Here is a 10,081-nt window from a genome sequence, read left to right as displayed (position 1 = left end):
CGTCGATGACGTCCTGCGGCGTGTCGGTGGCGAAGAAAGTCGTGTTGGTGTTGACGCGGAACCCGGCCGCCTGCGCGTCGCGGATCGCGGTGACGGCCTGGTCAAACACGCCCTTCTTGCACACCGAGGCGTCATGGCGCTCCCGCAGCCCGTCGATGTGGACCATCCACGCGAAGTTCCGGTGCGGCGTGAACTTCGCGAGGTGCTTCGGCAGCAGCAGCGCGTTCGTGCACAGGAAGACGATCTTGGTGCGGTCCAGCAGCTGCCGGACGATCTCGTCGATCTGCGGGTGCATCAGCGGCTCGCCGCCGGCGATGGAGACCATCGGCGCGCCGGCCTCGGTGATGGCGCCGACCGCCTGCTCGACCGGCATCCGCTGCTTGAGCAGCGACGCCGGCTGGGCGATCTTCCCGCAGCCGGCGCACTTGAGGTTGCAGGCGAACAGCGGCTCGAGCTCGACCAGGATCGGGAACTTCTTCTTCCCGCGGAGCTTCTGCTCCATCAGGTAGGTGCCGAGCCGGATGCTCTGGCGCAGGGGGAAACCCATCGTCAGCTCACTTCCTTGGGGAGGGTGAAGTGCACGGCCTCGGTCGTGGTCGGCCGGGGGGTGACGGTCACGGGCCCGAGCCCGCGCAGGACGTCGACGACGCCGTCGACGAGGTGGTCGGGCGCCGAGGCGCCCGCGGTGACGGCGACGCGCCGGGCGCCGGCGAGCCAGGTCAGGTCCAGCTCGCCCGCGTCGTCGACGCGCCGGGCGGCGACCCCGGCGCGTTCCCCGACCTCCGCCAGGCGCACCGAGTTCGAGGAGTTCGCCGAGCCGACGACGACGAGCCGGTCGGCCTCGGCGGCCACCGCCCGCACCGCGGCCTGGCGGTTGGTGGTGGCGTAGCAGATGTCCGCCGAGCGGGGCTCGACGAGCGCCGGGAACCGTCGTCGCAGCACCGCGGCGATCCGCTCGGCCTCGTCGAGCGCGAGCGTGGTCTGCACCGCGGAGGCGACCCGCGCCGGGTCGGGCGCGGTGACCGTCTCGGCCTCGGCCTCGCTGCCCACGACGACGACGTCGCCGGGCACCTCGGCGGCCTCCCCGACGGTGCCCTCGACCTCCTCGTGCTCGGCGTGGCCGATGAGGAACACCGTGTCGCCCCGCCCGCCGGCCCGGCGCACCCCGGCGTGCACCTTGGTCACCAGCGGGCACGTCGCGTCGACGACGGCCAGCCGGCGCTGGGCGGCGGCGCGGCGGACCGCGGGGGCGACGCCGTGGGCGGCGAGCACGAGCACCGCGCCGGGCGGCACCTCGTCGGCCTCCCGCACGAACACCGCGCCGCGACGCTCGAGGTCGTCGACGACGTGGCGGTTGTGCACGATCTGGCGGCGGACGTACACCGGGGCGCCGTGGCGCTCCAGGGCCGCCTCGACCGTCGCGATGGCCCGGTCCACGCCCGCGCAGAACGAGCGCGGCTCGGCGAGCAGCACCTCGCGCCCGCCGAGGGCGGCGGCCCACGCGGCGATCACGGGCGCCGCGCGGCGCAGGGCCCGCAGGGCGGCGATCCCGCGGCCGATGGTGCCCGGGTGCAGGAGCGGGTGGTCCGGGGTGTCCACGACCGCGCGCACGACGGCGAACGGGGTCGCGGGGTCGGCCGGGGCCAGCCAGGCGGACTCCATGTCGACCGCGAGCGGGGGTCGGCCGGGTGGCAGCAACGGCGCATTGCTGGCGTCGGACGTGAGGACGGCGCCGTTCACTCCCGACGCCGGCGCCGCCTCGGGTGGCAGCAATGGCGCATTGCTGCCGTCAGACGTGAGGACGGCGCCGTTCACCCGGCGCGACACACCCCGGGCCAGGGCCGCCCGCTCGGACCCGGTCACCACGTGGTCGACGGAGACCAGGGGCCCGACGTGCACTGTCAGCCCCGCCGCCCGCAGCGCCGCGGCCAGCAGCGGCGCAGCGGCCGACCGCACCGACCGGCCCTCGGGACCGCGCACCTCGTCGGCCACCACCAGGTCGCCGGGCGCGATCCCGCGGGCCAGGGCCCCGGCGACCCCGGCCACCAGCCGCGGCCGGGACCCCAGCCCGGCGGCCGAGGCCGTCGAGCGCCGGGGCCCCGCGCCGGTGGTGACGACCTGCGCCGTCGGGACCCGGACGTCGCCCCGTCCGGCGAGGGCGCGCCGCTCGATCGCCAGCGGGGTGGCGACGACGGGCCCCGTCACCGCGCGTCCCCCAGGTCCCACCCGTGCACCCACCGGCCCAGCGCGGAGATCGGGAAGACGACGCGGTAGAGGTGGTAGGCGATGTAGAAGTCGCCGGGGAAGCCGGTGCCGGTGAACTGCTCCTCGTCCCAGCCGCCGTCGGCGCGCTGCGTGTCCACCAGCCACCGGATCCCGCGCTGCGCGACCGGCCCGCGGTCGCCGGCGGCGATCAGTGCCAGCAGCGCCCACGCGGTCTGCGACGGGGTGGAGGCCCCGCGCCCGATCCACGCCGGGTCGACGTAGGAGCGCAGGTCCTCGCCCCACCCGCCGTCGTCGTTCTGGTGCTCGTGCAGCCAGCGCACCGCCCGGCGGATCGGCGCCGACGCCGGGTCCACCCCCGCGGCGACGAGGGCGGGCACGACGCCCCCGGTGCCGTAGAGGTGGTTCGCGCCCCACCGCCCGAACCACGAGCCGTCGGCCTCCTGGTGGTCCAGCAGCCAGGCGAGCCCCCCGCGACAGACCTCCGACCCGGCCCGTCCCTCGGCGGCCAGGGCCTCCACGACGTGGGCGGTGACGTCGGCGGACGGCGGGTCGATGACCTCCCCGAAGTCGCAGAACGGCAGCTTGGTGACCAGCGTGCGGGTGTTGTCGGCGTCGAACGCGCCCCACCCGCCGTCCGCGGAGACCATGCCGGCCGCCCAGTCCAGCCCGCGGTCGACCGCCGTGCGCAGTCGCGCCCGCTCGGACCCGGACAGGCCGTCGTGCTCCGAGCGCCGCAGGGCCAGCACGACCTCGGCGGTGTCGTCGGTGTCGGGGTAGACGTCGTTGGCGAACTCGAAGGCCCACCCGCCGGAGGGCAGGTCCGGGCGCCGCACCTGCCAGTCGCCGTCGGCGGTGACCTGCTCGTCCAGCAGCCAGCGGGTGCCCGCGACGACGGCCGGGTCGTCGGCCGGGACGCCGGCGTCGTGCAGCGCGTTGACCGCGAGGCAGGTGTCCCAGACCGGGGACTGGCAGGCCTCGAGGCGGATCACCGGGCCGTCGGGCGAGTCGGTGGTCAGCGTGAACCCGTCGAGGCCGGCGATCGCGGCGGCGACCGAGGGGTGGTCGCGGGGGTAGCCGAGCAGCACGAGCGCCATCACCGAGTACACCCACGGGGGCTGGATGCCGCCCCACCCGCCGTCGGCCTCCTGGCGGGCGAGGATCCACTCGCCGGCCTTGCGCATCGCGCCGCGGCGGACGAGGGCCAGCGGCCCCCGACGTGCCGCGCGGGCCCAGGCGTGCAGTCCGACGTCGAGGCGCGCGAAGAACCCCGCCCACGTCCAGACCGGGCCCCGGCGCGGCGCCGGGCCGCGGACGTGCAGCTCCTCGACGTCGAAGTCGACCGGGTGGACCGGGCGCAGCGTCGCGACCACGGTGAGCGGCACGACGGTCTGGCGCGCCCAGCACGCCCAGTCGGACACGTTGAGCGGGAACCAGCGCGGCAGGTGGATCAGCTCGGGCGGCATCGCGGGCAGGTCGTCCCAGGACCAGAGCCCGACGAGCGCGAGCCAGATGCGGGTGAACACTCGAGCGCGCTCCACCCCGCCCTGCTCCCGGACGGACGCCGCGGCGCGGGCCATGTGCGGCGCGGCGGGGTCGTCGCCGGCGAGCCGCAGAGCGACCCACGCCTCGACGGTGGTGGACAGGTCGCCGGGGCCGCCGGCGAAGGTCGCCCAGGTGCCGTCCGAGCGCTGCTGCGAGCGGATCCAGCGGGCGGCGCCCGCGGTGCGCTCCGGGTCGCTGATCCCCAGGACGTGGCGCAGGAGGAGGTCCTCGGCGTCCATCGTCACGTTGGTGTCGAGGTCGCCCTTCCACCAGCCGGCCGCGTCCTGGCGGGCACGCAGGTGGTCGACGCCGGCAGCGAGCGCCACCTCGGCGGTGCGGACGTCGGTGGTGGTGGTCGTGTCGGCGGTCACCGACAGCGTCATCTCTCAGGCCTCCCGGTCGGCGAGGTGGCGGCCGAGCGCGACGAGCTCGGCCCGGGCCCGCGTCGTCGCGGGGTCGGTGGCGGGCAGCTGGTCGGCGAGGGTCGCCAGGGCGGTCTCCGCGGCGACGAGCCGGCGGCGGGCCTCGGCGCGGGCCCAGGCCCGTCCACCGCCCGCCTCGACCAGGGCGGCGCCACGGCGCAGGGTCAGCTCGTCGTCGGGGTCCTCCGGTCGGGCGAGCCAGTCCGCCAGCTCCCGGCCGGCGTCACCCCCGTGCACGACGGCCCAGGTCACCGGGAGCGACTTCTTGCGCTCACGCAGGTCGGCGAGGACGGGCTTGCCGGTGACGGCGGGGTCACCCCAGATGCCGAGCAGGTCGTCGACCAGCTGGAAGGCGAGGCCGAGCTCGGCGCCGAAGGTGCGCAGCGCGGCGCGGGCCCCGGCCGGCGCGCCCGCGAGGACCGCGCCGACCTCGGCGCTCGCGCCCAGGAGCGTGCCGGTCTTGCCGTGCGCCATCGCCAGGCACTCCTCGACACCGACGTCGTCGCGGTCGGCGAAGGCCACGTCGGCGACCTGCCCCCCGACGAGCTCGCGCACCGTCCGGGCCAGCAGGAGCGCGGCCGCGGGCGCGGGCACGTCCAGGAGCACCTCCTGGGCGAGCGTGAGCATCGCGTCGCCGGAGAGGACCGCGGAGGCGGCGCCCCAGACCGCCCACACCGTCGGTCGGTGACGACGTTCGGTGTCGCCGTCGATGAGGTCGTCGTGCACGAGCGAGAAGTTGTGCACGAGCTCCACCGCCACCCCGCCCGGCACGGCGACGGCGGGCTCGGCGCCGCACGCCCGGGCGGCGAGCAGCGCCAGCGCCGGCCGCAGCGCCTTGCCGCCGCCGTGGGTGGCGCGGCCGTCCCGGTCCGTCCAGCCCAGGTGGTAGGCGGTCTGCGCGGCGCTGGTCGGGTCCAGGCGCGCCACGGCGGCGCGCAGGGCGGGATCCACCAGGTCGCGGCACCGGCGCAGCACCGCGGCCACGTCGACCGTCGTCGGGTCGGCCGTCGTCCCGGTGCCCCCGGCAGCACCCAGGGCGGTCATGCGGCGACCCGCGCCCGGTCGACGGTCCTGGTCACGACCCCGGCCGCGGTCTCCCCACTGCGCACGGCACCCTCCATCGTCGCGGGCCATCCGGTGTCGGTCCACGCGCCGGCCAGGGCGAGCGCCGGCAGCGTGGTCTCCGCGGCCGGCCGGTGGGCGGCGCTGCCCGGGGTCGGCCGGAAGGTCGCCCGGGGTTCCCGGGTGACGAAGCCGTCGAGGAGCCGGGCCCCCGCCATCGCGGGCAGCAGCCGGCCCAGCTCGGTCGTGAACCGCGCGACGAGCGCCTCGGCCCCGAGGGGGAGGTAGGCGTCGGCGGCCGACAGCGACACGACGAGGTACTGCGCGCCCGGCGGCAGGGCGCCGTGGGCGGCCGACCGGTCGAAGACCCACTGCACCTCGGTGTCCAGTCCGGCGGCGAACGGGACCGGCAGCACCGGGCGGTCGAGGACCAGGTGGACGTCCACGATCGGGCTCGCGCCGAGGCCCGCGGCCGCGACCGCGAGCTCCGCCCCGACCGGCTCGGGCAGCACGGCCGCGGCGCCGTCCGGGGGCAGGGCGCACACGACCGCGTCGACGTCGAGCGCCTCGTGCGCGCCGTCGCGCCCGGTGACGGCGACCCGCCAGGCCCCGTCGAGCCGGGCCACCTCCCGGACCCGGGTGGACAGCGCCACCCGCACCCCGGCGGCGTCGAGCGCGCGCCGGGCGGCGACGTCGTGCAGGTCGCCGAGGGGCACCGTCGACCACCCGATGTCCGCGGCGTCGGCCTCGCCGAGCAGCCCGATGCCGAACACGGTCGCGGCGAGCGCGAGCGACGCCGAGTCGGCGCCGGCGTTGAGGGTGGGCGTGCCGACGAGGTCCCACAGGGCGCGCACCGCGGCGGGTCCCTGCCCGTGGTGGCGCAGCCAGTCGCCGAAGGACCGGGCGTCGACGGCGGGGTCGGCCGGGTCGAGCCGGCGCAGGGCCGCGGCGGCGCGGGGGAGCGCCAGCCGCGCGCGCCACGGCAGCGCGTCGTAGCGCAGCATCGCCCGGGCGAGGTGCGGCGCGGGCACGCGACGCAGGCCCGGGAGGCGGGTCACGACGGCGGGCGGGCGGTCGCGTCGCAGGCGCGCGGGCGTGGCGCCCGGGCGCAGGACCGTGATGTCGAGGCGCTCCTGGAGCGTGGTCGAGCCGGTGACGCCGAGCCGGTCGAGCAGCCCGCGGTAGGCCTCGCAGCAGCGCAGGAAGACGTGCTGACCCGTGTCGACGTGGGCGGGCCCCCGCCGGAAGGAGCCGGCCAGTCCCCCGAGCCGGGGCCGCCGCTCGAGCAGCGTGACCGTGTGCCCGGCGTCCGCGGCGCGCAGCGCGGCGGACAGCCCGGCGAGCCCGCCCCCGAGGACGGCGACCCTGCTCATCGCCGCCCGGTCAGTGCGCGGACCGCGACCAGCGCCTTCCGCGACGCCGACAACGACAGCCGCCGGTCGTAGACGGCCCGGGGGTCCGCGGTGATGTCGTCGAGCAGGCGGCGGTAGATGCCCGCCATCGCCGTCGTGCAGGCCGCGCTGCGACGGTCGAGCAGCTCGACGAGCTGCAGGCCCTCGTCGTACCAGCCCCGGGCGCGCACGGCCGCGTCGTGCAGGAGGTCGGCGAGGGCGCCGTCGGGGTCGTCGAGGGCGCCGTCGGGGCGCAGCCGCAGCGTGACCCCGGCCGCGGCGAGCTCGTCGGCGGGCAGGTAGACGCGGCCGCCCGCGAGGTCCTCGCGGACGTCACGCAGGATGTTCGTCTGCTGCAGGGCGAGCCCGAGCGCGTCGGCGAGGCCGGGGGCCCGGCCCTCCGGGTCCGCCCCGGGCCGCGTGCCGAACACCCCGAGGCAGAGGCGCCCGACCGACCCGGCCACGCAGCGGCAGTACCAGAGCAGGTCGTCGAAGGTCCGGTACGGCGCGGACGGGGACCCGGTCCGGAGGTGGGCGTCGTCGGCGGCGACGTCGGCGTCGACGCCGTCCACGAGCTCGGCGAACGCCCCGAGCGGGATCGGGAACCGGCGCGACGCGTCGGCGACGGCGATCAGCACCGGGTCCTCACCCGTGTCGGCGTCGGGCAGCGCCGCGATCCGCCCGCGCAACTCGGCGAGCGCGGTCTGCTTCGCCGCGGTCTCGCCGCGCTCGTCGCCGATGTCGTCGATGCGGCGTGCGAGGGCGTACACCGCGCAGAGGGCGGCGCGGCGGTCCGGGGGCAGGAGCCTGATGCCGTAGTGGAAGTTCCGCGCCTGGGTACGGGTGATCGCCTCGCAGGTCGCGTAGGCGCGCGCCGTGCGGGAGTCGGTCACGACGGTCGTCACGGGCGGGGACCTCCTGGTCGGGTGGTGTCGGCGGTCGGGTCGGAGGTGGCGGCGGGGGTCCACCGGCGCAGCCCGAGCCGGGCCGCGTGGCGCGCGACGTCGCGGCGGCGGGTGCGGGCGGTCCGGCCGAGGACGTCGCCCCCGGTGCGCTCCACGGCGTCCGCGGCCGCGGCGCCCCCGGCGGCGTAGCCGGTGACGGCCAGGCGGGCCCACCCGTGCAGCCGGCCGAGCAACGGCAGGCCCGACGCGAGCAGCCCCCGGGCGGCCGCGCACTCGTCCAGGACGAGGCGGCGCAGCGCCGGGCCGGCGGCCGGCGCGTCGAGGTCGTCCTCGCCGACCCCGGCCGCCTCGCGGGCGTCCGCCGGCAGGTAGACGCGACCGCGCGCGCGGTCCTCGGCGACGTCCTGGAGGTGCTCGATCACCTGCAGAGCGGTGCAGAGGTGATCGGACTCGGTGAGCACCGCCGCGGTCGGCTCCACCTCGAAGGCGGCCAGGACGAGCCGCCCGATCGGCACGGCGGACAGCCGGCAGTAGCCGATCAGTGCGTCGCGGGTGGCGTAGTCGGTGACGGTCTGGTCGACGCGGTTCGCGGCGACGAGGTCGTGGAAGGGCGCTGCGGGGAGCAGGCCGACGTACGGGGCCAGGCCGGCGACGACCCGCGTGCGCGGTGCCGCCCCGGCGAACACGCGGTCGAGGTCGTCGTCGAGGTCGGCCAGGGCCGCGAGGCGTTCGGCGGGGTCGAGATGCCCCTCGTCGCCGACGTCGTCCACGGTCCGGACGACGTCGTAGACGCTGCGCAGCACCGCACGGTGGCGGGGCGGGAGGATGCGCAGCGCGACGGGGAAGTTCTCCGCCCGCTCCGCGTCCCGCAGCCGCCCGTCGGCGACCGCCGCCCCGCCCCGCTCCATGGCTCCTGATGCTGCTTGTGGTGGACGCGACAAGTCTTGACCCGGACGATCAGTTCGAACACCCGAATTTGTCATCGCGGCACAGAACGCGCCGGACTAGCGTCGAGGGCGGCAGGACCGCCCAGACACCCGCGGTCCGTGCGAAGGCAGAGGTGGGCCCGTGACCGAGATCCCGTCACCGTCACTCGACGCCCTGGCCGCGGCCGTCGGACGCCGGGTCCCCGACCTCATGGTCGAGGTCCGCGAGGCGCTCGCGGAGCGCGTCCCGGACTACGCGGAGTTCCTCGCCGCGCACGAGGAGGAGGTCTCGGCCGGCGTCCTCGGGGTCCTCGGGCGCCTCGTCTCGCTGACGAACGACGGCGCGATCAACGGTGCGGGCGAGCGCGAGTTCTTCGAGTCCCTCGGGCGCTCCCAGTGGCGCGAGGGCCGAGACCTGCCCGATCTGCTCGCGGTCTACCAGATCGGGGTCCGGGTCTTCTGGCGCCACGTGGCGGCGGCGGCGCTCGAGGTCGGGCTCGCCCCCGGCGCGCTGGCGGCCCTCGCGGAGACGGTGTTCTTCTTCGTCGACCAGCTCTCGTCGGCCTCGGCGCACGGCTTCGTCCTCGAACAGGAGGAGGCGGGCGCGCTGCGGGAGCGGCACCGCGAGGAGCTCGTCGACCTCATGCTCTCCGAGTCGACCGACCCGGCGGCCGTGCGCGCGGCCGCCCGCCGGGCCGACTGGCCGGTCCCGGAGCAGGTGTCGGTGGTCCTGGTCGAGCCCGACGACGCGTCCGGACGGCGGGCCCTCTCACGACTCGACGCGCGCTCGCTGCCGATCCGCCGGCCGCCGCTGGTCGGGGCCGTCGTCCCCCGCCGGCCGCGGCCGGCGGAGCGGGCCGCGCTCACCGGCCTGCTGCGGGGCGCCCACGCCACGGTCGGCACCGCCGTGGCGCCCGAGCAGCTGGGCCGCAGTCTGTACTTCGCCGAGATCGCGGCGCGCCTGACCAAGGAGCACCTGCTCTGCGACGACCCGGTCTTCGTCGCCGACCACCTCGACGCGATCATCGTCCACCGCGACCACCGGCTGCTGGACGCCCTCGGTGACCAGGTCCTCGCCCCGCTCGAGGAGTCCCCGCCCTCGTCGCGCGCCCGGTTGCGCGAGACGCTGCGCTCCTGGCTGCGCCACATGGGCGACCGCCGGGCGATGGCCGAGGAGCTCCACGTCCACCCGCAGACCGTCCGGTACCGGATGGGGCGGCTGCACGAGCTGTTCGGTGACTCCCTCGACGACCCGGCCGTGCGCGCCCGGCTGATGCTCGCGCTGGCGTGGCGGGAGTAGGGGCGCTCCGCGCCTGGCCGGCGGGCAGCGGCTAGTTGGCGTGCAGCGCCTCGTTGAGCTCGACCGTCGCACCCTCGGTGCGGGGCAGGGCCTCGACGGCGCCGGTGGTGGAGTTCCGGCGGAAGAGCAGGCCGGAGCGCCCGGAGAGGTCCACGGCCTTCACGGTCCGGCCCCCGTCGGCGTCCCCGTCCTCGACGAGCGTGACCCGCGTCCCGGCGGTGACGTAGAGCCCGGCCTCGACCACGCAGTCGTCGCCGAGGGAGATGCCGATCCCGGCGTTCGCGCCCAGCAGGCAGCGCTCGCCGAG

At 77.0% G+C, this 10,081-nt stretch carries 9 protein-coding genes; 1 reads left to right on the top strand and 8 read right to left on the bottom strand.

Going from position 1 to position 10,081, the window contains the following annotated elements:
• From hpnH to AC0CYZ_RS27850, 7 genes are all read right to left on the bottom strand, one after another.
• Window positions 1-547 (bottom strand): adenosyl-hopene transferase HpnH (gene hpnH, locus AC0CYZ_RS27880; RefSeq protein ID WP_472221360.1); only part of this gene is annotated, 547 nt, incomplete at its 3' end.
• 2 nt (window positions 548-549) lie between these two features.
• Window positions 550-2,205 carry a 4-hydroxy-3-methylbut-2-enyl diphosphate reductase gene (ispH, locus tag AC0CYZ_RS27875; RefSeq protein WP_472221359.1) on the bottom strand — a complete coding sequence of 552 codons (1,656 nt, stop codon included), beginning with the start codon at window positions 2,203-2,205 and terminating at the stop codon, window positions 550-552.
• Window positions 2,202-4,151 (bottom strand): squalene--hopene cyclase, encoded by a 1,950-nt coding sequence (gene shc, locus AC0CYZ_RS27870; RefSeq protein ID WP_472221358.1) that lies wholly within the window; start codon window positions 4,149-4,151, stop codon window positions 2,202-2,204. Before shc ends, ispH begins: the two co-directional genes overlap by 4 nt.
• Window positions 4,152-4,154: 3 nt before the next feature.
• Window positions 4,155-5,234 carry a polyprenyl synthetase family protein gene (locus AC0CYZ_RS27865; RefSeq protein WP_472221357.1) on the bottom strand — a complete coding sequence of 360 codons (1,080 nt, stop codon included), beginning with the start codon at window positions 5,232-5,234 and terminating at the stop codon, window positions 4,155-4,157.
• Window positions 5,231-6,625 (bottom strand): hydroxysqualene dehydroxylase HpnE, encoded by a 1,395-nt coding sequence (gene hpnE / locus AC0CYZ_RS27860; protein ID WP_472221356.1) that lies wholly within the window; start codon window positions 6,623-6,625, stop codon window positions 5,231-5,233. The genes AC0CYZ_RS27865 and hpnE overlap by 4 nt, the downstream gene beginning before the upstream one ends.
• Complete coding sequence (locus AC0CYZ_RS27855; protein WP_472221355.1) at window positions 6,622-7,548, bottom strand: squalene/phytoene synthase family protein; 927 nt, start codon at window positions 7,546-7,548, stop codon at window positions 6,622-6,624. The genes hpnE and AC0CYZ_RS27855 overlap by 4 nt, the downstream gene beginning before the upstream one ends.
• Window positions 7,545-8,456, bottom strand: a complete 912-nt coding sequence (locus AC0CYZ_RS27850) for a squalene/phytoene synthase family protein (protein ID WP_472221354.1) — start codon at window positions 8,454-8,456, stop codon at window positions 7,545-7,547. Before AC0CYZ_RS27850 ends, AC0CYZ_RS27855 begins: the two co-directional genes overlap by 4 nt.
• Window positions 8,457-8,616: 160 nt before the next feature.
• On the opposite strand from AC0CYZ_RS27850, the gene AC0CYZ_RS27845 reads away from it, so the two are divergent.
• On the top strand, window positions 8,617-9,774 hold the full coding sequence (locus tag AC0CYZ_RS27845) for a PucR family transcriptional regulator (RefSeq protein ID WP_472221353.1): 1,158 nt from the start codon (window positions 8,617-8,619) through the stop codon (window positions 9,772-9,774).
• Window positions 9,775-9,805: 31 nt separating this feature from the next.
• Here AC0CYZ_RS27845 and AC0CYZ_RS27840 read toward each other — a convergent pair.
• Window positions 9,806-10,081: DapH/DapD/GlmU-related protein (locus AC0CYZ_RS27840; RefSeq protein ID WP_472221352.1), on the bottom strand; the 276-nt coding region annotated here is incomplete at its 5' end.

This window comes from Actinomycetospora sp. (assembly GCF_055612215.1).
Note: the sequence above shows the minus strand (reverse complement) of the source record. Positions and strands in the feature narration are given on the sequence as shown.

Bases quoted from the DNA above. Each gene is read 5' to 3' on its own strand.
- shc (WP_472221358.1), bottom strand. From the start codon at position 4,151: ATGACGCTGTCGGTGACCGCCGACACGACCACCACCACCGACGTCCGC.
- AC0CYZ_RS27865 (WP_472221357.1), bottom strand. From the start codon at position 5,234: ATGACCGCCCTGGGTGCTGCCGGGGGCACCGGGACGACGGCCGACCCG.
- hpnE (WP_472221356.1), bottom strand. From the start codon at position 6,625: ATGAGCAGGGTCGCCGTCCTCGGGGGCGGGCTCGCCGGGCTGTCCGCC.
- AC0CYZ_RS27850 (WP_472221354.1), bottom strand. From the start codon at position 8,456: ATGGAGCGGGGCGGGGCGGCGGTCGCCGACGGGCGGCTGCGGGACGCG.